This is a genomic window from Pseudarthrobacter sp. 01T43, from assembly GCF_056398665.1.
Genome location: NZ_JBFTPV010000006.1, coordinates 117,264 through 142,800 on the forward strand (window position 1 = coordinate 117,264; position 25,537 = coordinate 142,800).

Here is a 25,537-nt window from a genome sequence, read left to right on the forward strand (position 1 = left end):
CCGGTGGCCGCCTACCAGCGGATTCAGGGGGAACGGCCGACGGCGACGGGTGCGGTGCGGGCAAAACGGCACCTCCGGCGTCGAACGTCCTCCGCCCCGGGACGCTAAGATGGATGCCATGACTAGCATGACGGACCCTCTCGAAAACGACCCGATGCGTGAGCTTTCCGGGGCTGGAACGTCCACCGCCACCATTGAGCGCGAAGAGCTGCGCCAGGAAGTGGAACCCGGTGACCGGGAACGCTTCTCGCACTACGTGCGCAAGGAAAAAATCATGGAGTCCGCGCTGACGGGCGACCCCGTCATTGCCCTGTGTGGCAAGGTGTGGACGCCGGGCCGGGATCCGCAGAAGTTCCCGGTCTGTCCCATGTGCAAAGAGGTTTATGAAGGCCTCCGCCCGGGCAACGACGGCGGCAAGGGTCCCGGAGGGGACTCAGGCAACAACAAGTAGTGACGGAGACGCTATTTGGCGGCCCCACCCTGCCTCCGGCTTATCCGGAACGCGCAGCCTGGGGGACCGCCCAAAAACTCCGTGCCTGGCAGCAGGAAGCCCTTGACCTCTACTTCAGGTCCAGCCCGCGCGACTTCCTGGCCGTAGCTACGCCCGGCGCCGGTAAAACCACCTTCGCCCTGCGCGTGGCGTCCATGCTGATTGAATCCGGGGCGGTCAACCGGGTCACCATCGTGGCGCCCACAGACCACCTGAAGCGGCAGTGGGCTGATGCAGCTGCCAAGGTGGGAATCGCCATCGACCCGAACTTCAAAAATTCCGACGGCCAGCACGGCCGCGGTTTCGTTGGCGTGGCTGTCACCTACGCCCAAGTGGCGAGCAAACCCATGCTGCACCGCGCCAAGACCGAGGCAGCCCGCACCCTGGTGATCCTCGATGAGATCCACCACGGCGGCGAGGCCCTGTCCTGGGGTGACGGCCTGCGCGAAGCCTTTGACCCGGCGGCGCGCCGCCTGTCCCTGACGGGTACGCCGTTCCGCTCCGACACCTCGCCCATCCCCTTTGTGGAGTACGCGGAGGGCCGTGACGGCATCCGCCGTTCGAAAGCCGATTACACCTACGGCTACGGCAGCGCCCTGCGCGACCACGTGGTGCGTCCGGTCATGTTCATGGCCTACTCGGGCCAGATGCGGTGGCGTACCAGCGCCGGTGAAGAGATGGCCGCTTCCCTCGGTGAAGCCGCCGTCACCAAGGACATCACCGCCCATGCCTGGCGGACCGCGCTGAATCCGACCGGTGAATGGATCCCCGCGGTCCTGGCCGGGGCGGACAAGCGCCTCAGCGAAGTCAGGCGTTCGGTTCCGGATGCCGGCGGACTGGTCATTGCCACCGACCATGAGGACGCCAGGGCCTACGCCGGGCAGCTGAAGCGGATCACCGGCGAGTCACCCACGGTGATCCTCTCCGACGACGCCAAGGCCTCGGAGAAGATCGAGGAATTCACCGCAAGCGAGAAGCGGTGGATGGTTGCCGTCCGGATGGTGTCCGAAGGGGTGGACGTGCCCCGGCTCTCCGTAGGCGTCTACGCCACGTCCATCTCCACGCCGCTGTTCTTCGCCCAGGCTGTGGGCCGTTTTGTGCGTGCCCGGAAACGGGGTGAGACGGCGTCCGTCTTCCTGCCGTCCGTGCCGCTGCTGATGGCGCTGGCGAACTCCATGGAAATGGAGCGGGACCACGCGCTGGACCGGCCCGAAAAAGAGGACAGCGATGGCCTCTTCAATCCAGAGGATTCCCTGATGGCCGAGGCCAACCGGGAGGACAAGGCCTCGGACAGCCTCACCAAGGGCAAGTTCGAGGCTCTCGATTCGCAGGCTTCCTTCGACCGGGTGCTGTTCGACGGCGGCGAGTTCGGCACCGGAGGAGAGGTGGGCTCCGAGGACGAGCTGGACTTCCTCGGCATCCCGGGCCTCCTGGATGCCGAGCAGGTGGGTACGTTGCTGCGCCAGCGCCAGCACGATCAGCTCAACCGGAAGAACCGGCGCGCACCTGCTGCTGTGCCTGCCGCCGCGGCACCGGCCATCCCGGACCACCGGATGCTGATGGACCTGCGCAACGAGCTGGCGAAAAACGTGGCGGCCTGGGCCGCTCGGACCGGGACCCCGCACGGTATGGTGCACACCAAGCTGCGGACCGTCTGCGGCGGGCCCCCCGTGGCCCAAGCCAACGAGGAGCAGCTGCAGTCGAGGCTGCGGAAGCTCCAGGACTGGTTCATTGGCCGGAAGTAGCAGCGGCGTCGAGTAAGAGTGGCTTTAGATGCGGGTGGCCCGGTGCACAGCGCCGGGCCACTCCTGCGGTTAAGCGGCCTTAGGCGACGTCCACGCCGCCAAGCTCCATCTCGGCGACGGCATCGTCAAGGTCCTCGGCGATCCCGGCAGTCAGCGACCGCAGAACCGTTACTGAGTAGCCGGCCTGGACCGCGTCCAGGGCGGTTGCCATGACGCAGTAGTCAGTGGCAATCCCCACCACCACCACATCCTCAACATCATGGCTTTGCAGCCAGTCGTCCAGGCCGATCGCATCATCTGCAGGCGCGAAGGCGCCTGCGTCAGCGGGCAGGGAGCCCGGCTGGCGGTCGCCGGTGGGCACTGCATCCTCAGGAGCCAGCAGGCCCTCGAACCCGGAATAGGCCGCTGTGAACTGGCCCTTCTGGAAATAGGCCTGGATGTATTCGGTGTCCAGGTCCGGGTGGAGTTCAGCGCCGCGGGTGCCGGCAACACAATGCCGCGGCCAGCTGTCCTTGAAATCGGGCGTTTCGGAGAAATGCGTGCCCGGATCGATATGCCAATCCTGCGTGGCCACAATATGGTCGAACTCGCTGTGGTGGGCATCCACATACTCGCTGATTGCCCCGGCGACGTCAGCGCCGCCGGCCACGGCAAGGGAGCCTCCCTCGCAGAAGTCGTTCTGGACGTCAACGATGATCAGGGCGCGGGACATCAGTTTTCCTCAATTTTCTTCGTAGAGAGTAGGGATGGCGGGCTCCCCGCGCTGCAGGCGGTTGACCACGGGTGGCAGTTCGGCCATGGTGTCGGCATGGCGTTGCCTGGCCCGGACCACACCCTCGGACCCCGTCCAGCCGGGCAGCAGTTCGCCGTTCTTCACGAACTGCTGCAGCAGCGGCCGGTCGTTCCCGTCATCTTCGGGCCGGTGGCCGATGCCCACAATTTCCTGCGTGGCAATGCCGCGGTCGTTGAGCTTGCGCAGTGCATACTTCCGGCCGCCCATGCTGGTTTTGTTCTTGGCCGCCTTGGCTACCGGGACGAAATTGCCGGCATCGTCCGTGCGGCTCACCAGCTTGTAGACCATGCTGGCGGTGGGCGCACCGGAACCTGTCACCAGTGATGTGCCCACCCCGTAGGAATCCACGGGCGCGGACTGCAGCGCAGCGATGGCGAATTCGTCCAAGTCAGAGGTGACCATGATCCTGGTGTGCTCGTTGCCCAGCTGGTCCAGCAGCTGGCGCACCCACGAGGCCTGGGCCACCAGGTCGCCGGAGTCCAGCCGGACGCCGCCCAGTTTGGGCCCCGCAAGCTCGACGGCGGCACGCACGGCCGCTTCGACGTCGTACGTATCAACCAGCAGCGACGTGCCCACCCCTAGCGACGCGATCTGCGCCTCGAAGGCGTCCCGCTCGGTGTCATGGAGCAAAGTGAAGGAATGGGCGGCGGTGCCCACGCTCTTGATGCCGTAGCGGAAGGCCGCCTCGAGGTTGGAGGTGCTGTGGAACCCGGCGATGACGGCGGCCCGGGCAGCCGCGACCGCCGACTCCTCATGCGTGCGCCGGGAGCCCATCTCGATACAGGGCCGGTTGCCGGCCGCCGTGATCATTCGCGATGCAGCCGAGGCGATAGCGGAGTCATGGTTCAGTACGGAGAGCACATAGGTCTCCAGCATGCAGGCCTCTGCGAACGTGGACTCCACAATGAGGATGGGGGAGTGGGGGAAGTAGGCCTCGCCCTCCGGGTAGCCCCAGATGTCGCCGCTGAACCGGTAGCTCGCGAGATAGTCCAGGGTGTCCTGGTTGACCACGCCGGTGCGGCCCAGGAAGTCGAGTTCAGCCTCGCCGAAACGGAAGTCTGCAATGCCTTCCAGGAGCCGGCCGGTGCCTCCCACAATCCCGTACCGCCGCCCGTCCGGCAGCCGCCGCGCGAAGGCCTCGAAAACCGACCGGCGGTGCGCGGCGCCCGAATGGARCGACGCCTGCAGCATGGTCAGCTCGTAGTGGTCTGTGTACAGGGACGTGCGGGGATGGTCCCAGCCGGCAGAGGTACTCACAAAATTCACTCTAGTCCCCACCGGCTCCCACGTCTCGCTTCGCTTCGCCGCGGGGCCCTCGCCGGCGTGGGCCCACCCACCGGCTCCCACGTCTCGCTTCGCTTCGCCGCGGGGCCCTCGCCGGCGTGGGCCCATGCTCCCCATAGAATGGACAGATGAGCTTAAGCGTTGCGCCCGGCCCCGTTACACGGGAGGGCACCCGGACTGGTACAGAGGCGTCCACGGACTCCCTGACCGCGCCGGACATCCCATGGAACCTGGTGATCTGGAATGATCCCGTCAACCTGATGAGCTATGTCAGCTACGTCTTCCAGAGCTACTTCGGCTACTCCGAGGCGAAGGCCAACAAGCTCATGATGGAGGTCCACAAGAAGGGCCGGTCCATCGTCGCCCACGGCAGCAAGGAACAGGTTGAACGCCATGCCGTAGCAATGCACGGTTTCGGGCTGTGGGCCACCGTGGAGAAGGCAACGGGCGGAAACGGTGGAAACTCCAGGAACTCAGGGAAATCCGGCGGGTCCGGGCAGGGCAAGGGGAAACGTGGCTAAGGCATTCAAATACGGGCTCAAAGGCATCACCGGGTTCCTGGAGCCGGCCGAGCGTGAGCTGCTGCGCAGCCTGATCGGCGATGTCATCTCCATGCTCCAACCGGCCGAGGAGATCAGCCAGGATCCGCTCGCGGCCCTGATCGGGCTGGACATGGATGTCCAGGAACCGACGGACCGTGCGGTCAAGCGGCTCCTGCCCAACGTGATGAAGGACGACGACGGCGCGTCCCTGGAGTTCCGCCAGCTCACCGAGCGCTCGCTGCGGGAAACCAAAATCGGCGCGCTGCGGGCTGCCGCACTTGAGCTGGATAAGGACGACATCGTGCTGACGGCCGAAGGCGCGAGGCACTGGTCCATGGCGCTGAACGATGTCCGCCTGGTGCTGGCGGAGCGCCTGGACATCCGGGACGAGGAAGACGCCGAGCACGTGCACCTGATGCAGGACTGGTCGCAGGCGGAGGACGTGGAAAGCTACCTCGCCCTGGTGTACAACTTCACTACGTGGCTGCAGGAGTCCCTGGTGCAGGCCATGCTCCAGTCCTTGGATTCACGGGCCTGACCTGCCGGCCTGCCGCCTTCCGATCCACCCGCCAGGGCCGCACTGTGACATATTCGACATGAGTGCGCCGCCACAATGTGATGGCTGCGGCCGCAGGGAAGACCTATCCTCGAATAATCATGACAACAGCCTCGAGCATGGACCCGGCCGCCGCAGCAGCACGGGAGACCGCAGCCAGCAACAGCGCCGGCCTGGTGGGATCCCGCCCCATCGGCGTCTTTGATTCGGGCGTCGGCGGACTGACCGTGGCGCGGTCCATCATCGACCAGCTCCCCAACGAGTCCATCCTTTATGTAGGGGACACCGCTAACGGTCCCTACGGGCCGCTGCCCATCGCCGAAGTCCGGGCGAACGCCCTGGGCGTGATGGACGAACTGGTGGACTCCGGTGTCAAGCTGCTCACCATCGCCTGTAATTCGGCGTCGGCCGCTGTCCTGAGGGACGCCCGCGAGCGGTACACGGCAAAGTACGGCATCCCCGTCATCGAAGTGATCCAGCCTGCCGTCCGCCGGGCGGTTGCCGCTACCCGGAGCGGCCGCGTCGGCGTCATCGGAACCTCAGCGACGGTAGGTTCCCGTGCCTACGAGGATACGTTCGCGGCTGCGCCGGACCTGGCCATCACGTCAGTTGCCTGCCCGCAGTTCGTCAGTTACGTGGAGGCCGGCATCACCACCGGGCCGGAACTTCTGGCTGTCGCCGAACAATACCTGGCCCCGCTGAAGGCGGCCGGCGTGGACACCGTGGTCCTGGGCTGCACGCACTACCCGCTGCTGACCGGTGTCATCTCCTTTGTGATGGGAGACGACGTGACCCTGGTGTCCAGCGCCGAGGAAACGGCCAAGGACGTGTACCGGGCGCTGGTCACCCACGACCTGCAGCGCACCACGGCGATGCCCCCCGAGCATCACTTCATTGCCACCGGAGACGCCGCCCAGTTCGAGACGCTGGCCCGCAGGTTCCTGGGCCCGGAAGTCCTCTCCGTCCAGCACGTGGACCACGTGGCCGCCCAGTACCCCACCGGAAGCCTGGCCCGCATCACCCCGGAAATGATCGAGGCCGCCCAGCGTGCCAGTGCCCGCACCGGTGGCGCGGGGGAGCGGATTTCCAACTTTGTGGTGGCCCGCCGGGCCGGAGGTCCTGCCCAGTGAAACTGACCATCGTAGGCTGCACGGGCTCGTTTCCCGGCCCCGGATCGCCGGCTTCGTGCTACCTCCTGACCGCCAAGGACGGCGAGCGGACGTGGAAGATCGTGATGGATCTGGGCAGCGGAGCCCTGGGCGCCATCCAGCGTTACACCGATCTCGAGGACATCGACGCGATTTTCCTGACCCATCTGCACCCGGACCACTGCATGGACCTCTGCGGCCTGCACGTCGCGGTCCGCTGGAAGCCAGGCGGTTGGGGGCGGGGGCGGATCCCGGTGTGGGGTCCTGCAGCCACGGCGGACCGGATGGCCACGGCGTACGGGCTGGACCTGGACCCGGGGATGCACGAGGAATTCGACTTCACCAACTGGATTGAACGGGAGCCCGTCACCGTGGGCCCGTTCACGGTGACACCGTTCGCGGTCAACCACCCCGTGGAAGAGGCGTACGCCCTCCGCGTGGACGTCACCGAACCGGACAAGGAAGGCAACCCGGTCACCCGGGTGCTGACCTATTCAGGCGATACGGATTCCTGCACCGGCCTGGAGGAGGCCGCCAAGGACGCGGACCTTTTCCTCTGTGAAGCCGCCTTTGAAGAAGGCCGCGACGACGCCATCAAGGATGTGCACCTGACCGGCAAGCGTGCCGGCGAGGCGGCAGCCGCTGCCGGGGCCCGCAGGCTCCTGCTGACCCACATTCCGGTGTGGACCTCGCCGAGCACAGTCATGGCCGAAGCAAAGGAAGTGTTTGGGCAGCACGTGGCAGTGGCCGTGGCCGGGGTGCATTACACGATCTGAGTCCTGTGGACCCCTCTTCACTGGGCGGCGGGTCGGTCAGCTGCGAGTCGATAAGCTAAAGGCATGACTTCTGAAGCAACTGCAGTGCCCGTAGTGCGTGCCGATGGCCGCGCCCCCGACCAGCTCCGCCCCATCAGCATCACCCGCGGATGGTCCAAGCAGGCCGAGGGATCTGCCCTCATCGAGTTCGGCAACACCCGGGTGCTGTGCACGGCTTCCCTGACCGCCGGCGTGCCGCGCTGGCTCAAGGGCGAAGGCCGGGGCTGGGTGACCGCCGAATACGCCATGCTGCCGCGGGCCACGTGCCCATGCTGGACCTGCCCTACGTTGAGGACGTCCGCGCCGAGACCGACATGAACGTTGTGGTCACCGGTTCCGGGAAGTTCGTCGAGGTGCAGGGCACCGCCGAGGGCGCACCCTTCGACCGTGACGAGCTCAACCAGCTGCTGGACCTGGCCCTGCTGGGCACCACCCAACTGGCGGCGATCCAGCGCGAAACCCTCGCGGACGTCCTGTGAGCATGGCTGCCCACGGCGGCCCCCATCCGGACGGGGCGGTGCAGGACGGGGCGGTGCCGCGGCTCGTCCTCGCCACCCACAACAAGGACAAGCTCCGCGAACTCCGCGAGCTCCTTCGCGGGCAGGTTCCCGGGCTCGACGTCGACACCCAAGTGGTGGACGCAGCAGCGGCAGGTGCGCCGGACGTCGCCGAAACCGGCGTGACGTTCGCCGAAAATTCTCTCCTGAAGGCCCGGGCCGTTGCGGAAGCCACCGGGTTGGTGGCCATCGCGGACGACTCCGGCCTTGCCGTGGACGTCCTGGGCGGGGCGCCGGGGATCTTTTCCGCCCGGTGGGCCGGGCGGCACGGCGACGATGCCGCCAACCTCAGGCTCCTGCTGGACCAGCTCTCCGATGTGCCGGACGCGCACCGCGGTGCGGCGTTCGTCTGCGCGGCCGCGCTGGCCGTTCCATCCGCGGGCGGCAGCGGCCAGGAGGTCGTGGAGTACGGCCAGCTTGAAGGCACCTTGCTGCGCGAACCGCGGGGTGACGGCGGCTTCGGTTACGACCCCGTCCTGCAGCCTGTTGGCGGGGACCGCAGCTGTGCGGAACTCTCGCCGGAAGAGAAGAACGCCATCAGCCACCGGGGCAAGGCTTTCCGGGCCCTCCTGCCGGCGATCGTCGACGCGATGGCCCGCCGGTAGCAGCAGGTTTCCTGCGCCTGCTCCTGACACAACCAAGGGAGCCACACACCTGTGTGGCTCCTTTGGTTATCTAGCGGAGTTTTGCCTGGGGTCTTGGTCCCGGTTGGGTCTTAGTCCAGGTTGGTCTTACGTTCCTCGTGCGGCTCATGCTCCTCGATGAATTCGTCCACAGGGTCCGTGCCGAAGCGGGATGCCTGGCGTTTGGCCGACATGCCCCGGAGGATCTCGATACCGATGGGAATGACGGAAATCAGCACGATGGCGATGAAGATGATGTCAATGTTGTTGCCCACCCAGCTGAACTGGCCGAGCCACGCACCGAGGAGGGTGACGCCGCCGCCCCACAGCACCGCACCGATGACGTTGTAGAGAAAGAATTTACGCTTGTCCATCTGGGCCACGCCCACGATGACAGGCACAAAGGTCCTGATGATGGGGACGAAGCGGGCCAGGATCAGCGCCTTGCCGCCGTGCTTCTCGAAGAACGCGTGGGCGCTTTCCACGTTCTCGCGCTTGAAGAGCCTGGACTCGGGTTTGTTGAAGATTGCCGGGCCGGCCTTGGACCCGATGAGGTACCCGGACTGGTTGCCCAGAATCGCGGCCACGATGATCAGCCCGCACAAGCCCCACAGGTTGAAGTTGATGGCGCCGGTGGACACCAGCAGTCCGGCGGTGAACAGCATCGAATCGCCGGGCAGGAAGAAGCCCACCAGCAGGCCGGTTTCGGCGAACACAATGGCGCAGACCACCAGGACTACCCACGGTCCGAGTGGGGAGTCCCGAAGGAAGACATCGGGGTTCAGCCAGTCGGGCAGGAACGAAGCCAGCTGTGGCTGGATGGGTCCCGCACCGCCCAGCATGGGCACGGCAAAGTCGCTGATCGCATGAAAGTTCACCTACTCAGGGTACTTGACACACCCGCGCCGCCCGGCGTCGGACTGGTGATATCCACGACAGGGCCGGCCCCGGTGACACGTGACGGCTTCGGCCGGCGGTAAAGTATGGGCCGTGGGACTGGACTTTACGGCGATCGACTTCGAAACGGCCAATGGCTTCCGGGGTTCGCCGTGCGCGGTGGGCCTGACGAAGGTACGGGGCGGCCGCGTCGTTGAGGAAGCGTCGTGGCTGATGCGGCCACCGGCTAACCACGACCACTTTGAGTACCACAACGTCCGGATCCACGGCATCCGCTCGGAGGACGTTGCCGGCCAGCCCCGCTTCGGTGAGCTGTTCCCGGAGATTGGCGCCTTTATTGGCGGTGACATCCTGGCGGCCCACAACGCCGCTTTTGACCTCGGAGTGATCCGGTCCGGCCTGGAGGTCTCCGGCCTGGCAGGTCCGGCCTACGAGTACGTCTGCACCGTGATGCTGTCCCGGCGCTGCTATTCCCTGGTTTCCAACTCACTGCCCTTCGCCGCGGAGGAAGCCGGTGTCCCGCTGGTCAACCACCACGATGCCGCGGAGGACGCCCGTGCGTGCGCCGGCATCCTGATAGACATCGCTGCCCGCAACAATGCCAACAGCATTGCCGAACTTTACCTCTCGCTGGGCCTGGTGCTGCCCCGCCAGGACGCGTTTGACCCGGCGCGGGATGGCCTGTCCAAGGCCAGCCTCGCCGCGCTGTCTGCTGCTGCGGGAAACGGTGCCGCGCTGGTGCGGCCCTTCCTTTCGGGCTGGCCCGAAGAGGGGGCCAACCCGCTCCCCAACGCGGACGCCGAGCCGTCCCACCCGCTGTACGGCCAGACGGTGGTCTTCACAGGCCAGCTCACCATGGCCCGGCCGGAGGCCAAAGTGCTGTCGGCCGAACTGGGTGCCCGGCCGGAAAGCCGCGTGACTGCACGAACCACCGTGCTGGTGGTGGGCGACGGGTTTGTGGCCTCCGACCTGCGGTCCGGAAGGCTCACGGGCAAGGCGCGGCGCGTCCTGGAACTCCATGACCGGGGCCAGCCCATCGAAGTTCTTTCCGAAGGTGAGTTCCTGCAGATGGTGGGCGGCTACGCAGGCGCAGGACACTAGTTCATCCGGCGCAACAAATCTTCCCAGCCGCGGCGGCGGCTCCTAGCCTTGCGGGATGAGCAAACTGACGAGCGGCCCCCGAAGCGGTATCAACTGGTCCGCCGTGTTCGCCTTTCCCAATCCCGTCAACGAGTACGCCGCCCGCATCACGGCAGGCCTGGTGGTGCTCCTTGCAGGCGCCACCCTGCTGACCGGTTCCGGTTGGGGCCTTGTCCTGATCGCTGCCGGGTTCTGGCTTCGGGTGCTCTTCGGGCCGCGTTTGTCGCCGCTGGCCCTGCTCTCAGTCAAAGTCCTCGCGCCTCGGCTGGGCCGCGCCCGCCTGGTTCCCGGGCCGCCGAAGCGTTTTGCGCAGGGCATGGGCACCGTGGTCTCCTCCACGGCACTGATCCTGTTCGCCACCGGCGCCGCCCCCGCCGCCTGGATTGCGCTGGCGGTCCTGATTGCGGCAGCCTCCCTTGAGGCTTTCGCCGGGTTCTGCCTGGGCTGCGTGATCTTCGGCGTGCTGCAGCGCCGTGGCCTGATCCCGGAGGACATCTGCGAGGCCTGCAACAACGTGGCGCTCAGGCGGTCGTAACACCCACCAGCAGATCGGCCATACCGCGGATGACTTCAGGTGCCTCGAGTGCGTTGAGCCATTCAGCGGGGAGGGCCGCCTCGCCGTAAAAGGCGCCCAGGATGTTGCCCGCGATGGAACCCGTGGAGTCGCTGTCGCCGCTGTGATTGACTGCCAGCGCGATGGCTGCCCGGAAATGGTCCCCGGGAGACGCCGCGGCGGCCGCTCGGGGTGCAGTGACCAGGACGGCGTAAAGCCCGACGGCGAACGCTTCCTCCGCGACCCAGCCCTCGCCCAGTTCCCGCACGAGTTCCTCCGGCACGAGGACATCTGATTCCGCCCACCGGATTGCCGCTTCCAGGCGCTCCGGAAGCTCGGCCGCCACATCCTTCCGGCCGCGGGCCTCGTCCAGGACCGCCGCCGCAGCATCCTGCAGGCTGTCCCCGGCGACGAGTCGGTGAATAAGGAGGCTGAAGCTGCCGGCACTCTGCCGGGCAGACGGGTGGCCGTGCGTCAGGGAGGCGGCGTCGGCACTCAACTTATAGACGGCGTCGGGCGCTATGTGCGGAATCAGTCCGAAGGGCGCCGAGCGCATCACGGTACCGCAGCCTTTCGAGTCCGGGTTGACCGGGCGGTAGACCGTTCCCATTTCACCGCCGGCCAGCCCGCTGATGCAGGCGTTGCCGGGGGCGCGGCGGTGCCGGAGGACCTCGTTGCCGTCGATCCAGCGCTTCGGCTGCACGGGGGTCGACGACGGCACCGGCACGCCCTGGGTGTCCAGCCAGCGGAGGTACGCCAGCCACAGGCAGGCGTTGACATCGGCCCCCACCCCGTCATTGGCCCATTCCAGCGCCTCGACCAGGCCGTCCACCGTGTACAGCGTCATTTGTGTGTCGTCCGAAAAGTGACTGCCGCCGTCGAGCATTGCGAGGTCCGTCACGCCAGCGGCGCCGAAGCGGTTGCGGATCGCCTCGATGGAGTCAAACTCCACCGCGTAGCCCAGCGAGTCTCCGAGTGCACCGCCCAGCAGGCAGCCGTGGATGCGGGACTTCAGCGAGGGCGCGCCGGCGCCCGGATCAATGCTCATACCAGCCAATTTACCTTGACGCGGAAAGGGAACGCGCCCGGTGCCCCGCGGTCCATCAACTAAGCTCAGACTCAGCCAATGCCCAGAATTCCTTGGCACAATGCAGAGGCCGCCGAGCACACTTCCCGCCGGCAGCGACACTTTGCCGCGCAGCGACGCCCCCAACGATAAGGACTGCCCACCATGACCACGCCTGTTCCCGTCCACCAAGATTCCGCCTCCGGGCCGGCAGCAGGCAACGGTGCCGGAGTCCGGCACGGGCTGGTGTCCAGGCTGTCCGCGGAGGCTTTTGGCAGCCTCTTTGTTGTGGTGGCGGGCCTGGGCGTTCCCCTGTTCTCCATTCCCCAGTCCAGCCCGCTGCCCGCCGCGCTCGCAGCCGGCCTGGCGGTGACTGCGGCCATGCTTGCCTTTGGCTACGTCTCCGGCGGCCACTTCAACCCCGCAGTGACGGTGGGCCACGCCGTTGCCGGGAGGATCCGCCTCGGTGACGCGGCAGCGTACATCGCAGCCCAGCTCGTAGGGGCGTTGTTGGGCGCGTTGGCGCTGTTCGGCATCCTACGGACCCTGCCGGGCATCCAGGACAGCAGGACGGCGTTCGACACGGTGACCGCCGGCTTCGGCGAGCACTCCATCATTCAGGCGCCCATGGCCGCCGTGCTCCTGCTCGAAGTGCTCGGAGCCGCCATCCTGGTTGCCGTTTTCCTGGGCACTACTGCCCGCAACAACCTGAACAAACCGGCCGCCGCCGTTGCCGTGGGCCTGGCGTTCGCGGTGCTGCTGCAGCTCGGCCTGTCCGTGGGCAATGCACCTTTCAACCCGGCCCGCGCCACGGCCTCCGCCGTGTTCAGCTCCAGCTGGTCCCTTGAGCAGCTGTGGCTGTTCTGGGTTGCGCCCCTCGTGGGCGCAGGCATCGCCGGGCTGGTCTTCCGTGGGTTCGCCACCGGGGACGCTCCTGCCGCTTCGTTGGCCGATGGTGCTGATGGTGCCGGAATTGACGACGCCGAGGGCCTTGACGACGCTGATACTTCCGACGCTGTGACTTCCGACGCTGTGACTCCCGACGCCGTAACTCCCGGGGCATCCCGAATGGCGGTAACAGACGCACCGGACCGCAGCGACGAGGCCCAGGAATTCTTCGACGGAAAGCGCGGCTAGGCACCCTGGCGCGTCCCCCGGCCGCACCCGGCCCGGGACGGCCTGCTGCGGCGGTTGCCTAAACTGTCGGCGGCAGCCGTTAGCGTAAGAATATGCGGTTATTGCACACATCGGACTGGCATTTGGGCCGGTCTTTCCACGGCGTCGGAATGCTGGACGCCCAGCGGTCATTCGTTGATCAGCTCGTCGGCGCCGTCTCTTCGCAGGGGATTGACGTTGTCCTGATCGCGGGTGACGTCTACGATCGCGCCCTGCCAGGGGTTGACGTTGTGGGCCTCCTGGATGACGCCCTGGTCCGGCTGACGGAGGCCGGCGCAATGGTGGTGCTGACCAGCGGCAACCACGACTCCGCCATCCGGCTGGGATTCGCCTCCCGCCTGCTGGAACGCGGCGGCGTACATCTGCGGACCCGGCTGGCGGACCTGGACCAGCCGCTGGTCCTGCCTCTGGAGCCGGGTGGTGATGCACGCTCCGGCGGCGTGTCCGGCAGGGAGGCCGGCGGCGGTTCAGGCGGCAATGATGCGCGGGGCGCAGTCCTGGCCATCTACGGAATTCCGTGGCTGGAGCCGCGCCTCGTTGCTGAGCAACTGGGTGCGGAGCCGGCAAGCCATTTCGCAGTAACCCGCGCCGCTACGGACCGGATCAGGGCAGACCTGGCCCGGCGCAGCGCAGAAGGAACCGTCCACTCAGTGGTCCTTGCCCACACATTCGCCAGCGGCGGCATCAGCTCGGACAGCGAGCGGGACCTCAGCATCGGGGGAGTGGGCGCGGTCCCGCTGGACCTGTTCGACGACTTCAGCTACACGGCCCTGGGCCACCTGCACGGCCGTCAGACGCTGTCCCCGACGGTCAGGTATTCAGGCTCGCCGCTGGCCTACTCGTTCTCGGAGGCCAACCACATCAAGGGAAGCTGGCTTGTCGATGTCGGGCCCGGGGGCGTCACCGGCGTCTCCGAACTCTCCTGGGAGGCCCCGCGGAAGCTCGCGGTACTCCGCGGCGGGATTTCCGAACTGCTCAAGTCCGGCGATCATGCCTGGGCCGAGGATGCATACTGCCAAATCACGCTGACCGATGCGCAGCGACCACAGCAGGCCATGGAGCGCCTGCGGGCGCGTTTTCCGGACACGCTGGTCCTCGGCTTTGATCCCGAAGGCGGCTCCATCAAGGCATCCTCAAGCTACAGCACCCGGCTTGCCGAGGCCCAGGATGACCTTGCGGTCTGTTGCGGCTTCCTGGATCACGTCCGGGGCCGGGACGCGGACGACGCCGAGCGGCTGGCACTCACCGCGGCCCTGGACAACGTGCGTCTCCGGGAGGCATCGCTGTGAGAATCCACCGCCTGACCATCTCCGCGTTCGGACCGTTTGCAGGCACCGAAGAGATCGACTTTGACAGACTCAGCGCCCACGGGCTGTTCCTCCTGAACGGACCCACCGGGGCGGGCAAAACCAGCGTGCTGGACGCAGTCTGCTTCGCGCTGTACGGATCCGTGCCCGGCGCCCGCCAGGACGGCAAACGGCTCCGCAGCGATCACGCCGAACCTGCGCTGGAGCCTTCGGTCACCTGCGAGTTTTCCGCCCAGGGGCGGCATTTCGAGGTCACCAGGTCTCCGGCCTGGGACAAGCCGAGCGCCCGCGGCAAGAACGGCTTCACCACGCAACAGGCCAAAACGCTGTTGCGGGAACGCATCGCCGGGGCATGGACAGACAAGTCCGGGCGCAACGACGAAGCCGGCGCTGAGATCACGGCACTGCTGGGCATGGACCGGGAGCAGTTCACCAGGGTGGTCATGCTGCCCCAAGGCGATTTTGCCGCCTTTCTGAGGTCAAAAGCCACTGATCGCCTTGAACTGCTGCAGAAGCTTTTCGGCACCCAGCGGTACGAGGCGCTGGAGCAGGAACTGGCGGCCCAGGCGCAGGCGGCGCGGAACGATGTCGCGAAGCTGAACGCGGAGCTTGAATTGCTCGCGTCGCGGGCGGAGGCCGAGGCCTCAGCACTGGCTGCTGATTCGGCCGCTGAAGATGTGGCCCCTGAAGCTGAAGCTCCCGGGGGCGCGGGCGGGCCGGACCCGGAGGAACCAGGCGCCCGGATCGGCTGGCTGCAGTCAGCCGTGGCCAGTCGTGCCGCGGGACTGTCTGCAGCAGCGGAGGCTGCAGCGTCAAGGAGTAAACTCGCGTCAGCCCGGCTCGAAAAGGAAGCGGCACGGCGCGAACGTCAGCGCCGGCTCGCCGGGGCCGAGGCCCGGAAGGATGCCGTTGAGGCGAACCTGCCCGGCCTGGAAATAAAGGCCGCGGCGCTCGAACGGCACCGCGGCGCCGAGGTACTCACCGGGCAACTGCAGGCTGTCCAGTCGAGTGAAACCCAAGTCCGGCACGCTGCCGGGGCCCTCGAAGCCGCCATCACGCTCTTGCGGCTGGCGGCGGCCGAAGACCCCGAACTGGAACAGCTGGACCTTTCTGCGTTGGATGCGGACGGCGCTGTGGACGCCGTCGTCGGCCTTGACGTTGCGGGCGAGCTCAGCCGGATCCGTTCCCTGTTGGCGGTGGTGGAGGCGCGGCTGCCGGACGAAGAGCGACTCCACGCACTGGCTGCCAGACACACGTCCCTCGGGACTCAGCAGCAGGAACTCAACCACACCGATGCTGAACTCGGCGAGCTCCTGGGAAACCTGCGGGCACAGCACTCGGACCTGACGGCGGCACTGCAGCCTTTGGAAGTGCTGGCCTCCGCCGCTGTGCTGCATGCGAAGGAAGCAGCTGCCGCGGACGAACTCCTGGACGTAGTCCGGCGGCACAAAGCCGCAGTTAGGGCGCAGGCGCAAGCGGCGGAGCAGCACTCGACGTCCCGGGAGTTCCAACTGGAGACGAAGGCCCGCTGGCTGGACCTGCGCGAAGAAAGGCTTGCCAACGCTGCCGCCGAACTCGCGGCCCAACTGGCAGAGGGGGAGGCCTGCCCGGTCTGCGGCAGCGAAGACCATCCGGCACCCGCAGAAGCAGCAGCGTCGGCCCTGGGGCTCAGCCAGTCTGAGGAGGCCGCGCAACACGCCAACGAGAATGCGGAAACCAAGCTGGCAGCGGACAGCATCGCCCTGGGCGATGCAAGCCAGATGGTGGCGGTTCTGGCCGGCCAGGGCGGCGACACCCCGGAGGATGAGGCGGTTCAAGCGCTGGCGGCAGCACGTCACGCCGCTGACCGGTCCCAGCATGCCGTCAAGGAGCTTGCAGAGCTCCGGCAACGGATCGAGGCCGTAGACGTCCGGATTGCGGCGGCGGAGGGTGCCAGGCACAGCAGCGCCGCCGAGCTCACCCAGGTCACGGCTTCGTTGGCAGAAGTGGCGGATAATTTGGACTCCCTGGACCAGGCCCTGTCCGGCCTGCGCGGTGGCCACCGCAGCCTGACGCGCCGGCTGCGATCGTTGCAGGAGGCCGCGGCCACGCTGGAGAAAGCCGTGGCGGCCCGGGCCCAGCTGGAGAAGGCCAATACCCGCGCCGAGGAAGCCCGGCTGGAACTCGAACGAGCGTTGCCGGCCGCCGGCTTCGGCACTGCCGAAGAAGCCCGGGCGCAGTTGCTGGCGGCCGCAGAGGCGGCGGCCCTGCAGGCCGAGGTCCGGGCCGGCTACGACGAACAGGCGCGCATTGCAGAGCTGTTCGCTTCCGAGGAGCTGGTGCTGGCGCTGAAGGAAGCGGCTACAGATCCTGCAGCCGACGAGCACCTCGTGGCTGAGCTCCAGGCCATGGCTGAGTCGGCCAGCCAGGAGGCCCGCGACGCCGACCTTGCCGCCGGAATGGCTGCCCGCTGCGTCGAGTCGCTGGCCACTATCGGCAGCGAGTACGGGCAGCTCGCCGGATCGGCACGGGGGCCGAGGGAACACGCCAGGCTGCTCACGGCACTGGCCGACACCGCCGCCGGGCGCGGTGACAACACGTACCGCATGAGCCTCAACAGCTACGTCCTCGCGGCACGGCTGGAACAGGTGGCGCTGGCGGCCTCAGAACGCCTCATAGCCATGAGCGACGGCCGCTACCTGCTGCAGCACTCCGATGCCAGGGCGGCACGCGGCGCCAAGTCCGGGTTGGGACTGGAAGTGGTGGACCAGTGGACCGGGCATCGCCGGGACACTTCCACGCTCTCCGGCGGTGAATCGTTCATGGCCTCACTCTCCCTCGCACTGGGTCTGGCGGACGTTGTTCAGCAGGAGTCCGGCGGCATACAGATTGACACGCTCTTTGTGGATGAAGGCTTCGGCAGCCTGGATGAGCAGTCCCTGGAGCAAGTCATGGATGCGCTGGAAGGCCTGAGGGACGGCGGACGCGTTGTGGGCCTGGTCAGCCACGTGGGGGAGATGAAGCAGCGAATCGGAACGCAACTTCAGGTCCTGAAGGGAAGAAACGGTTCCACCCTCCGCATCTCCGACGCCGCCGGGGCGCTGGTGTAATTCGGATATGATCGGAGGGTTACCGGGTTTCGCGCATCGGGAGGAGGGACGATGCGCATGAACGAATGAGCCCGGAATCTTGAACCCAACACCACTGTCTTCTGTGGCAGCTCCTGTGTCAGCGCCCGCGGAATTAGCTGTTTCCACCGCTATCCCGGCTTCCCCCACCGCCCTGGCTCCAGAGCCCACCGGCCGCTTCGCCAGGCTTCCACACCTGGCCGGCCGCAGTTTCATTCCCCTTGGCCTCTTTGCCCGGCTGCCTCTTGCCATGCTCACGGTAGGCGCCCTGACCCTGGTCACCTCGGCCACCGGCTCCTACGCCCTGGGCGGCATGGCGGCCGGAGCCGTGGGGATCGGATCTGCCCTCGGAGCGCCCGTTTTCGGCGCCCTGGCAGACCGCCACGGGCAGCGTCCCGTGCTCCTGATAGCTGCAGTTCTCAACGCGTTGGCCGTCGTGGCCCTGATCGGCACGGCCTGGGTTCCGGCCAACGGGTCCTTCCCGGCCGCGAACATCGTGGCAGCCTTCCTGGCCGGCGCAACGTGCCCGCAGGTCGGACCGTTGGCCCGCGTCCGCTGGATGGCCCTCACCTCCCGGAGCGGGGGCAAGGACGCCGGCCAGGATCTGGATACAGCATTGTCTTACGAGGGAACGGCGGACGAGCTGACGTTTGTCCTGGGCCCGGCGCTGGTAGGGATCCTCGCGAGCGTAGTGGCCCCCTGGCTGCCGCTGGCCCTGGCTGTTTTTATGACCATGACGCTGGTTCCTGCTTTTGCCGTGCACCCCACCCATAAAGCGGTTCCATTAAAGCGCGCCACCGGAACCGGGGCCGCGAGGATTCCTGCCGCAGTTGCCCTGCCCGTCCTGGCGATGGTGGCCATGGGCACTTTCTTCGGTTCCACGCAGACGGCACTGAGCTCGTTTTCCGCGAGCTTCGCCACCTCCGAACTGGCCGGCCTGCTGTATGCAGTGATGGGCCTGAGCTCCGCCGCTGCTGCCCTGTCTGTGGCCTACTGGCCGAGGCGCTTCAAGCCTGTGGCCCGCTGGATGGTCAGCGCTGCAGTGATGGCGGCCCTCTCCCTGCTGCTTGTGGTGCCGGACTCGCTGGGCGGGATGGTCGGCGTGCTGCTGGTCCTGGGACTGCCGGTGGGGCCCGTCATGGTAACCGTCTTTACCATCGGCGGAATGGTTGGCCCCGCAGAGAGATTGGGAACGGTGATGACTGCCTTGGCCAGCGGGATTGTGGCGGGCACGGCACTGGGGGCCTTCCTGGCGGGCCAGCTTGCCCAGGCGCAGGGCTACCAGGCGGCTTTTGTGGTGCCTGTGATTGCCGCGGGTGCGCTGTTTGTGCTCGGTGTGGCCGCTGCGGCTTTGCTCCGGAACCGCCGGCGCCGAGGAGCGAAAGCCTAGGCCTGCAGGAGGCTGATGGCGTCCTCGTCGGTCAGTTGTTCGAAGTGCCGGTAGAAGCTTCCCACGGCACGGAATTTACCTGGCAGGTGGAGGCACAGCACGGCATCGCAAACCTGGGACACAGCGGTGTAGGCCTCCACTGACCCTACCGGGGCGGCGGCCACCACGATTCCTGCGCCGGCGGACCGGACAGCCTCCACTGCGGCGCGCATCGTGGCTCCTGTGGCGAGGCCGTCGTCGATCAGGAGGACTGTCTTGCCTGTGAGATCGTGGCTGGTCGCCGGATACGTTGCCGCCCGGCGGAGGAGTTCGGCCCGCTCACGCGCCTCCACTTCGTTCAGCCACTCCTGGCGGACGCCGTGCTCAAGGACGCGAGCCATCAGCGGACGGTTGAGCAGGCGCACTATGCGGCCACCGGACCACGCCAAGGCACCGTACGCTGTTTCATCGTGGCCCGGAATGCCGAGCTTTCTGACCAGGACGGCACCAAGGGGCAGATAGAGGGCCTTGGCAGCTGCAGCCGCCACGGGGATGCCCCCACGGGCCAGCCCCAGCACGATGGCGTCAGGGCGTTCCCGAAACTGCGTCAGCACCGCCGCCAGGTGCTCACCGGCATCGGTGCGGTCTTCGAAACGCGTGTTCATGGGCCCCTTTCCGGCTGTTTCCGCCCCGTTTCCAGCCTACCTTCTGCGGCCGCGGCGGGGTGTGGGGAGTCCTGTTTCCGCGGCGCCTCGAGTCAAAAGAGGGCGGCGGTCACGGCCTTGGTGATGTCGTGGATCACTGCGGTGCGTTGCGGAACGTCAGCCAACCCGGTGCCCTTGGTATAAACCACCAGCACGTAGCTTCCCGCTGACGCCGAGAGGATGGCCGCGTCGTGGAGTTCGTCGTCGAGTAGCCCGTATTTGTGGGACACGGTCACGCCCGCCGGAACCGCGGCCGGAATGAGGTCTTCGTAGTTGGTGTCCTGCATGTAGGAAAGGAGCTGTGCTGTGTGTTCCTGATTGAGAAGCATGCCCTCTGACAGTTTTGCGAGGATGTGGGCCATGTCGGCGGTGGAGAGCGTGTTCACCTCGGGGTCGTACGTGATGCCGATGGAGGCCGCGTACTCTGAAAGCCTGGACAGGCCCACGGCGTCCATGAGCAGGCTCCATGAGTCGTTGTTGCTGTCCTGGATCATGGCCTGGATCTGGAATCCCGAGGTGAAGGCGCCCAGCTGATCATCGAGCGAGGCCGAGCCATCCTCTACCAGGCTGTAGTAGGCCGCGGCCGCCAGGACCTTCGCCGTGCTCGCTGCCTCGAAGGGTTCCCCCACACCGTACTGATGGAGTTGACCGCCAACGGTATCCATCAGGGCTACGCCCACCTGGTACTGGCTGTTGGCGGCGATGATGGTTTCGATGGCGCTGTCAAGCTCTGCGCCAATGACAGGGGTGCCTGCCGCGGCGCCTGCCGCGGCGCCTACCGCGGCGCGTGCCCCGGCGTCAGAGACGATGGAAGCCCGCAACGCCCCGCCTGGCGAGGGCACGGCGTGCGCCAGGGTGTATACGCTGGCTATGAGTGCCACGGCGAGGAACGCGGCGGCGGCCATCAGGACCGATCGGCGCCGCCTTGCGGCTGAAGCGCCGCGGGAGCGCAGTTTGTGTGGATCGTGCATCTGCCGATCCAAGCAGGCGAACCTATGCGGGAGCTAAGAAACACCTGTCAGGTGTTAGACGCCCAGGAGCGTCAGACACCCAAGAAGGATATGGCACCCTGTTTGAACGCCCGGCTGGTGATGGCGTTGGTGTGGTTCCGGCCCGGCAGCACCAGCTGTTCGGCCATCGACCCCGCCCGGCGGCCGAGCTCGGCAAGCTGGGCCATGGTGGTGGCGCGTTCGTCCTTGTCGCCGGCCACCAGGAGCATCGGCATATGCGGCACGGCTTCGGCCGGATCGAAGGGCTCGGCCTTGATGGCTTCCACCAATGAAAGCAGCGCGAAAATGTTGTTGCTGGGCAGGAGCATGGCCATCTTCAGCAGCCCGGCGGTGGACTCGTCCGCGATCGGCGTGCCGTCGGCGAGGTAGCGCTGGGCGCCGATGAGATCGAAGGCGGCCAGCGGATCGGCGATGTTCGGTCCGCCGAGGACCATCCGATGGACAAGCTCCGGCTGCGTGGCGCCGAATTCCCAAGCCAGCCGTGAGCCCAGCGAATAGCCCACTACGTCAACCCCGCTGGCGGGGTCGCCTTCGTGCACGGGCCGCACACCGGCGTCGAACACTATTTGCAGCAAATCCGCGCGGATCCGGCTGGGCGTATAGGAGTCGAGGTCCTCGGGGGCGCCGCTGCGGCCATGGCCGGGCAGGTCCACGGTGATCACGCGGCGTCCTGCTTCCAGGAAGGCAGCCAGCCAGCCCGTGTCCTCCCAGTTCAGCTTGCTGGAGGAGGAAAAGCCGTGGATCAGCAGGACGGGCCGGAGCCCCGCATCGGTGGCCGGATCATGCACCTCCACGTACAGCTGGGGGTCGGTGCCCTCCACGGTGTGCGAGTGCATCTCGCCGGTGTGCCTGCCGCTCATRGTGTCAGTCCTCRTCAAGTACGGCGCTCAGGCGGACCCGGCGCTTCGGTGCGTCATCCTCGCACCACTTTACCTGCCTGCGGACCGGGCCGTTCATCAGCGGATTTACCGGTTTCCACCCTCCCAACTGGGTCGCAGCACATGTCGTTTTACGGGCTCGTAACGACATGTGCTGCTACTTACTTGGGCTGGCGGCTCCCGGCGGCAATCCGGGCACCGAGCCGGCAGGCGCCGGCGAGGCACGCGACCAAAGCAAACGTGCTCAGCAGCTGAACACGGCTGCTTTCGGCGCTGAAGCCGACGGCAAAGATCAAGGCGAGCAGCACCAGGCCGAACGCCGTCAGGCCGGGGAAACCCTTCATCCGCAGCGGCAGCCTGGTGCCTTCCCGGTCCGCCCGGCGCCGGAGAATCAGCTGCGAGATCAGGGCCGTGCCCCACACCACCAGGCACGTCGATCCGACAAGCTGGAAGAGCGCCGGCAGGATCCGGTCCGGGAACAGCAGTTCAAGGACGGTCGCGAAGAAACCGAACGCCACCGAGACACCCACCGCAATCACGGGCACGCTGGTACCGCTCAGGCGGGCCAGGAATCGGGGCGCCTCACCGCGCTCGGCGAGCGAGTACACCATGCGGGAGGCACCGTAGAGGTTCGCGTTCAGTGCGGAGAGGAGCGCGACGACGGCAACCAGGGTGATTGCCGTACCGGCGCCCGGGATCCGGGCTGCGTCGAGCACGCCCGCGAAGGGGGATGCCAGGCCCTCGGAAGTGACCGGCAGGATGGCTGCGATCACAAAAACGGAGCCGATGTAGAAAATGAGGATGCGCCACAGGACGGTCCGGACAGCCCTGCCTACGCTGTGCTCCGGGTCTTCGGTTTCCGCGGCGGCGACGGCCACAATTTCGGTCCCGCCGAAGGCGAAGATCACCACGAACAGGGCGGTGGCGATGCCGCCCAGCCCGGCGGGAGCAAAATCGGAAGTGATGTTTGCAAGTCCCGGCGAAGCGACGTCGGGGAGGAAGCCCAGGAGCAGCGCAGCTCCGACCCCGAGGAACAGGACGATGGCGACGATTTTGAGGATGGCGAACCAGAATTCGAATTCGCCGAAGTTCCGGACCCCGGTCAGGTTGATGGCGGTAAACAGCACCATAAAGATCAGCGCCAGGGCCCAGACCGGGATGACAGGCCAGACGGTAAACAGCAGCCCTGCCGCGCCGAGGGCCTCAGCGGCGATGACTACCACCAGTTGGAGCCACCACAGCCAGCCGACGGTGGCGCCCGCCGTTTTGCCCAAGGCCCGTTCGGCATACACGGAGAAGGCCCCGCTGGTGGGGTTCGCCGCCGCCATCTCGCCAAGGGCCCACATGACCAGGATGATCAGCGTTCCGGCCACCAGATAGGACACCAGAACCGCAGGTCCGGCTGCATGGACGCCGGCACCGGAACCCAGGAACAGCCCGGCACCGATTGCGCTGCCGAGGCCCATCATGGTGAGCTGCCGGGGTTTCATGGAGTGGCCGAGGTGGGACTCCGTACGCGCTGCTGTGGACTTCGATGTCATGCTGTAAACCTTCTTGGGGATTGAGGTGCCCTCAAAAGGGACCTCTTGAACTTACCCCCTCGGCCGGTGGTCCGGCGAAACATTTTGATTCGCCGGAAAGTGGCCGTAGAATCAGTTCTAGTCAAACTGACTTTAACTAGGCGCCGGTCGGCGCCGGTGCGCGTCAGCCAGCAGCAGGGAGCGGGTGAGTGAGCATGTACACGGGTTCAGCCAACGTTTCCGAACGGGCTTCGGCAGCGCCCCTGCTTGCCATCTCCACTGTCATCTTCGCCCTGCGCCCGAGCGAATCCTCGGGCCGGCCCACCCTGTGGATTCCGCTGGTCCGCCGAATCCGTGAGCCGTACAAGGGTTTGTGGGCCCTTCCCGGCGGGCCCTTGGCGCACAACGAATCGCTGCAGGACGCGGCCTCGTGGAACCTGCGGGAGACCACCGGGCTGGCCCCGAGCTACGTGGAGCAGCTTTACGCCTTTGGCGGCCTGCACCGTTCGCCTTCGCAGCGTGTGGTCTCCATCGTCTACTGGGCGCTGGTCCAGCCCACCGAAGCCGCCCTCGCCGCCGAATCAGAAAACGTGAAGTGGTTCCGCGCCGACAAGGTTGGGGACCTGGCATTCGACCACAACGCCATCGTGGACTACGCGCTCTGGCGGCTGCGAAACAAGCTGGCCTACGGTTCGGTGGCTTACCACTTCCTGGGCGAGTACTTCACACTCGCCCAGGTCCGGGAAGTCTACGAAGCCATCCTTGACACCCGCCTGGACCCGGCCAACTTCCGCCGCCAACTCAAATCCACGCCGGAGATCGAAGAAACCGGCGAATACCTCCAAGGCGGCAAACACCGCCCGCCGCGTCTCTACCGCTTCACCGGCCGCCCCGGCCTTGACCCCGATAACAGGAGCACACCATGAGCAGCGTCAACGCAGCCATCCAGCTGATCACACGCGAACAGGCTGAGAGCGCGGTCAGCGCCGCGACAGGGCGCGCCGCCGGCGGCAAGGCGCCTGCCACGTGCAGCCCGGCCCTGGCGAAGGGCCCGTGGGAGTACGACCTTGCCGAGGCGCGTGCCGGCGCCCCCGCCTACGGCCCCGGCGCCTCCAGCTCGGACGTTGCCCCGGCCGCGACACCCCGCCAGGGCCAGCTGCCGGAAGAGTACAAGCTCGCCAGTGATGCCGAGCTGGACGTCCGCATCCGCGCCGCCAAGGAAAAACTGGGCGACCGGGCAGTGGTCCTGGGCCATTTCTACCAGCGCGACGAGGTCATCCAGTACGCCGACTTCGTGGGCGACTCCTTCCAGCTGGCCAACGCGGCCCTTACCAGGCCCGACGCCGAGGCCATCATCTTCTGCGGTGTGCACTTCATGGCCGAGACAGCCGACATCCTCTCCGCTCCGGACCAGGCAGTCATTCTGCCCAACCTCGCCGCCGGCTGCTCCATGGCGGACATGGCCGACACGGACTCCGTGGAGGAATGCTGGGAACAGCTCGAGGAGATCTTTGGTACCGAGGCCGACACCGAGGGCCGGGTTCCGGTCATCCCTGTCACCTACATGAATTCCTCCGCAGCCCTGAAGGCTTTCTGCGGACGCAACGGCGGCATCGTCTGCACCTCCTCCAACGCAAAGCTGGTCCTGGAGTGGGCCCTCGAGCGGGGCCAGCGGGTCCTGTTCTTCCCCGACCAGCACCTGGGCCGCAACACAGCCAAGGCCATGGGGGTGCCGCTGGAGCAGATGCCCATGTGGAACCCGCGCAAGGAACTCGGCGGCAACGACGAACAGGCGCTGCTCGAATCCCGCGTCATCCTGTGGCATGGCTTCTGCTCCGTGCACAAGCGCTTCAACGTCGGCCAGATCGAAAAAGCCCGCGCCGACTTCCCCGGCGTCAACGTCATCGTGCACCCCGAATGCCCCATGGAGGTGGTGGACGCCGCCGATTCGGCCGGTTCCACCGACTTCATCAAGAAGGCAATCGCCGCGGCCACCGAGCCCACCACCTTTGCGATCGGCACCGAGATCAACATGGTCAACCGGCTCGCCGCCGAGTACCCGCAGCACACCATCTTCTGCCTGGACCCCGTAATCTGCCCGTGCTCCACGATGTACCGGATCCACCCCGGCTACCTCGCCTGGGTCCTCGAGGAACTCGTGGAAGGACGCATCGTCAACCGCATCACGGTGGACGACGCCGTCCAGGACAACGCCAAGATCGCGCTCGAGCGTATGCTCGCCGCCCGCCCCCTGTAA

Annotated in this window: 23 protein-coding genes and 1 pseudogene; 16 read left to right on the forward strand and 8 right to left on the reverse strand. The window is 66.8% G+C overall.

Annotated features, from left to right (window positions below; all coding sequences use genetic code 11):
* The first annotated feature begins 109 nt into the window (after nt 1-109).
* The gene (locus AC1DIM_RS08350) at nt 110-451 is read left to right on the forward strand and encodes a DUF3039 domain-containing protein (RefSeq protein ID WP_160671973.1); all 342 of its coding nucleotides are present in this window, start codon (nt 110-112) and stop codon (nt 449-451) included.
* Complete coding sequence (locus AC1DIM_RS08355) at nt 451-2,235, forward strand: DEAD/DEAH box helicase (protein WP_477710027.1); 1,785 nt, start codon at nt 451-453, stop codon at nt 2,233-2,235. The genes AC1DIM_RS08350 and AC1DIM_RS08355 overlap by 1 nt, the downstream gene beginning before the upstream one ends.
* A 79-nt stretch (nt 2,236-2,314) precedes the next feature.
* On the opposite strand, the gene AC1DIM_RS08360 is transcribed toward AC1DIM_RS08355, so the two are convergent.
* A complete protein-coding gene (locus AC1DIM_RS08360) occupies nt 2,315-2,947 on the reverse strand; it encodes an isochorismatase family protein (protein ID WP_477710028.1) in 633 nt (210 codons plus the stop codon).
* A gap of 9 nt (nt 2,948-2,956) precedes the next feature.
* Entirely contained in the window at nt 2,957-4,285 is a 1,329-nt protein-coding gene (locus AC1DIM_RS08365) for a nicotinate phosphoribosyltransferase (RefSeq protein WP_477710029.1), read from the reverse strand.
* Between the two features lie 155 nt (nt 4,286-4,440).
* Here AC1DIM_RS08365 and clpS point away from each other — a divergent pair, with 155 nt between their 5' ends.
* The 6 genes and pseudogenes from clpS (at nt 4,441) to rdgB (ending at nt 8,535) form a co-directional block, all read left to right on the forward strand.
* Entirely contained in the window at nt 4,441-4,833 is a 393-nt protein-coding gene (gene clpS, locus AC1DIM_RS08370) for an ATP-dependent Clp protease adapter ClpS (RefSeq protein WP_477710030.1), read from the forward strand.
* A complete protein-coding gene (locus AC1DIM_RS08375) occupies nt 4,826-5,392 on the forward strand; it encodes a DUF2017 domain-containing protein (protein WP_477710031.1) in 567 nt (188 codons plus the stop codon). Before clpS ends, AC1DIM_RS08375 begins: the two co-directional genes overlap by 8 nt.
* An 80-nt stretch (nt 5,393-5,472) precedes the next feature.
* Nucleotides 5,473-6,540 carry a glutamate racemase gene (gene murI / locus AC1DIM_RS08380; RefSeq protein ID WP_477710138.1) on the forward strand — a complete coding sequence of 356 codons (1,068 nt, stop codon included), beginning with the start codon at nt 5,473-5,475 and terminating at the stop codon, nt 6,538-6,540.
* The gene (locus tag AC1DIM_RS08385; protein ID WP_477710032.1) at nt 6,537-7,334 is read left to right on the forward strand and encodes an MBL fold metallo-hydrolase; all 798 of its coding nucleotides are present in this window, start codon (nt 6,537-6,539) and stop codon (nt 7,332-7,334) included. Before murI ends, AC1DIM_RS08385 begins: the two co-directional genes overlap by 4 nt.
* 63 nt (nt 7,335-7,397) lie before the next feature.
* Nucleotides 7,398-7,852, forward strand: a pseudogene (locus tag AC1DIM_RS08390) (hypothetical protein).
* A 2-nt stretch (nt 7,853-7,854) separates the two neighbouring features.
* Entirely contained in the window at nt 7,855-8,535 is a 681-nt protein-coding gene (gene rdgB, locus AC1DIM_RS08395) for an RdgB/HAM1 family non-canonical purine NTP pyrophosphatase (RefSeq protein WP_477710139.1), read from the forward strand.
* Nucleotides 8,536-8,645: 110 nt separating this feature from the next.
* On the opposite strand, the gene AC1DIM_RS08400 is transcribed toward rdgB, so the two are convergent.
* Nucleotides 8,646-9,416 carry a DedA family protein gene (locus tag AC1DIM_RS08400; RefSeq protein WP_477710140.1) on the reverse strand — a complete coding sequence of 257 codons (771 nt, stop codon included), beginning with the start codon at nt 9,414-9,416 and terminating at the stop codon, nt 8,646-8,648.
* A 127-nt stretch (nt 9,417-9,543) separates the two neighbouring features.
* On the opposite strand from AC1DIM_RS08400, the gene AC1DIM_RS08405 reads away from it, so the two are divergent.
* Both AC1DIM_RS08405 and AC1DIM_RS08410 read left to right on the forward strand, forming a co-directional pair.
* Nucleotides 9,544-10,551, forward strand: a complete 1,008-nt coding sequence (locus AC1DIM_RS08405; protein WP_477710033.1) for a 3'-5' exonuclease — start codon at nt 9,544-9,546, stop codon at nt 10,549-10,551.
* 55 nt (nt 10,552-10,606) lie between these two features.
* Nucleotides 10,607-11,125, forward strand: coding sequence for a DUF4395 domain-containing protein (locus AC1DIM_RS08410; protein WP_477710034.1), 519 nt, complete (start codon nt 10,607-10,609; stop codon nt 11,123-11,125).
* Here AC1DIM_RS08410 and AC1DIM_RS08415 read toward each other — a convergent pair.
* Complete coding sequence (locus tag AC1DIM_RS08415) at nt 11,112-12,191, reverse strand: ADP-ribosylglycohydrolase family protein (RefSeq protein WP_477710035.1); 1,080 nt, start codon at nt 12,189-12,191, stop codon at nt 11,112-11,114. The two genes, AC1DIM_RS08410 and AC1DIM_RS08415, sit on opposite strands and share 14 nt — an antisense overlap.
* Nucleotides 12,192-12,374: 183 nt before the next feature.
* On the opposite strand from AC1DIM_RS08415, the gene AC1DIM_RS08420 reads away from it, so the two are divergent.
* From AC1DIM_RS08420 to AC1DIM_RS08435, 4 genes are all read left to right on the forward strand, one after another.
* Nucleotides 12,375-13,346, forward strand: a complete 972-nt coding sequence (locus AC1DIM_RS08420; RefSeq protein ID WP_477710036.1) for an MIP/aquaporin family protein — start codon at nt 12,375-12,377, stop codon at nt 13,344-13,346.
* Nucleotides 13,347-13,438: 92 nt separating this feature from the next.
* Complete coding sequence (locus tag AC1DIM_RS08425; RefSeq protein WP_477710037.1) at nt 13,439-14,674, forward strand: exonuclease SbcCD subunit D; 1,236 nt, start codon at nt 13,439-13,441, stop codon at nt 14,672-14,674.
* The gene (locus AC1DIM_RS08430; protein ID WP_477710038.1) at nt 14,671-17,781 is read left to right on the forward strand and encodes an AAA family ATPase; all 3,111 of its coding nucleotides are present in this window, start codon (nt 14,671-14,673) and stop codon (nt 17,779-17,781) included. The genes AC1DIM_RS08425 and AC1DIM_RS08430 overlap by 4 nt, the downstream gene beginning before the upstream one ends.
* A gap of 103 nt (nt 17,782-17,884) precedes the next feature.
* Nucleotides 17,885-19,189 (forward strand): MFS transporter, encoded by a 1,305-nt coding sequence (locus tag AC1DIM_RS08435; RefSeq protein WP_477710039.1) that lies wholly within the window; start codon nt 17,885-17,887, stop codon nt 19,187-19,189.
* On the opposite strand, the gene AC1DIM_RS08440 is transcribed toward AC1DIM_RS08435, so the two are convergent.
* The 4 genes from AC1DIM_RS08440 to AC1DIM_RS08455 form a co-directional block, all read right to left on the reverse strand.
* A complete protein-coding gene (locus AC1DIM_RS08440) occupies nt 19,186-19,833 on the reverse strand; it encodes a phosphoribosyltransferase (RefSeq protein WP_477710040.1) in 648 nt (215 codons plus the stop codon). The genes AC1DIM_RS08435 and AC1DIM_RS08440 overlap by 4 nt on opposite strands.
* 92 nt (nt 19,834-19,925) lie before the next feature.
* The gene (locus AC1DIM_RS08445; protein ID WP_477710041.1) at nt 19,926-20,843 is read right to left on the reverse strand and encodes a serine hydrolase; all 918 of its coding nucleotides are present in this window, start codon (nt 20,841-20,843) and stop codon (nt 19,926-19,928) included.
* 71 nt (nt 20,844-20,914) lie between these two features.
* Nucleotides 20,915-21,742 carry an alpha/beta fold hydrolase gene (locus AC1DIM_RS08450; RefSeq protein ID WP_477710042.1) on the reverse strand — a complete coding sequence of 276 codons (828 nt, stop codon included), beginning with the start codon at nt 21,740-21,742 and terminating at the stop codon, nt 20,915-20,917.
* A 179-nt stretch (nt 21,743-21,921) separates the two neighbouring features.
* Nucleotides 21,922-23,301, reverse strand: a complete 1,380-nt coding sequence (locus tag AC1DIM_RS08455; RefSeq protein WP_477710043.1) for an amino acid permease — start codon at nt 23,299-23,301, stop codon at nt 21,922-21,924.
* 194 nt (nt 23,302-23,495) lie between these two features.
* Between AC1DIM_RS08455 and AC1DIM_RS08460 the strand changes: the two genes are divergently transcribed.
* The gene (locus tag AC1DIM_RS08460) at nt 23,496-24,206 is read left to right on the forward strand and encodes an NUDIX hydrolase (protein WP_477710141.1); all 711 of its coding nucleotides are present in this window, start codon (nt 23,496-23,498) and stop codon (nt 24,204-24,206) included.
* Nucleotides 24,203-25,537: a quinolinate synthase NadA gene (nadA, locus tag AC1DIM_RS08465; RefSeq protein ID WP_477710044.1), complete on the forward strand. Its 1,335-nt coding sequence runs from the start codon at nt 24,203-24,205 to the stop codon at nt 25,535-25,537. The genes AC1DIM_RS08460 and nadA overlap by 4 nt, the downstream gene beginning before the upstream one ends.

Coding starts and splice junctions, on each gene's coding strand:
- AC1DIM_RS08350 (WP_160671973.1), top strand. CDS start 110: ATGGATGCCATGACTAGCATGACGGACCCTCTCGAAAACGACCCGATG.
- AC1DIM_RS08360 (WP_477710028.1), bottom strand. CDS start 2,947: ATGTCCCGCGCCCTGATCATCGTTGACGTCCAGAACGACTTCTGCGAG.
- clpS (WP_477710030.1), top strand. CDS start 4,441: ATGAGCTTAAGCGTTGCGCCCGGCCCCGTTACACGGGAGGGCACCCGG.
- murI (WP_477710138.1), top strand. CDS start 5,473: ATGGCTGCGGCCGCAGGGAAGACCTATCCTCGAATAATCATGACAACA.
- rdgB (WP_477710139.1), top strand. CDS start 7,855: ATGGCTGCCCACGGCGGCCCCCATCCGGACGGGGCGGTGCAGGACGGG.
- AC1DIM_RS08410 (WP_477710034.1), top strand. CDS start 10,607: ATGAGCAAACTGACGAGCGGCCCCCGAAGCGGTATCAACTGGTCCGCC.
- AC1DIM_RS08415 (WP_477710035.1), bottom strand. CDS start 12,191: ATGAGCATTGATCCGGGCGCCGGCGCGCCCTCGCTGAAGTCCCGCATC.
- AC1DIM_RS08420 (WP_477710036.1), top strand. CDS start 12,375: ATGACCACGCCTGTTCCCGTCCACCAAGATTCCGCCTCCGGGCCGGCA.
- AC1DIM_RS08425 (WP_477710037.1), top strand. CDS start 13,439: ATGCGGTTATTGCACACATCGGACTGGCATTTGGGCCGGTCTTTCCAC.
- AC1DIM_RS08440 (WP_477710040.1), bottom strand. CDS start 19,833: ATGAACACGCGTTTCGAAGACCGCACCGATGCCGGTGAGCACCTGGCG.
- AC1DIM_RS08445 (WP_477710041.1), bottom strand. CDS start 20,843: ATGCACGATCCACACAAACTGCGCTCCCGCGGCGCTTCAGCCGCAAGG.
- AC1DIM_RS08450 (WP_477710042.1), bottom strand. CDS start 21,742: ATGAGCGGCAGGCACACCGGCGAGATGCACTCGCACACCGTGGAGGGC.
- AC1DIM_RS08455 (WP_477710043.1), bottom strand. CDS start 23,301: ATGACATCGAAGTCCACAGCAGCGCGTACGGAGTCCCACCTCGGCCAC.
- AC1DIM_RS08460 (WP_477710141.1), top strand. CDS start 23,496: ATGTACACGGGTTCAGCCAACGTTTCCGAACGGGCTTCGGCAGCGCCC.
- nadA (WP_477710044.1), top strand. CDS start 24,203: ATGAGCAGCGTCAACGCAGCCATCCAGCTGATCACACGCGAACAGGCT.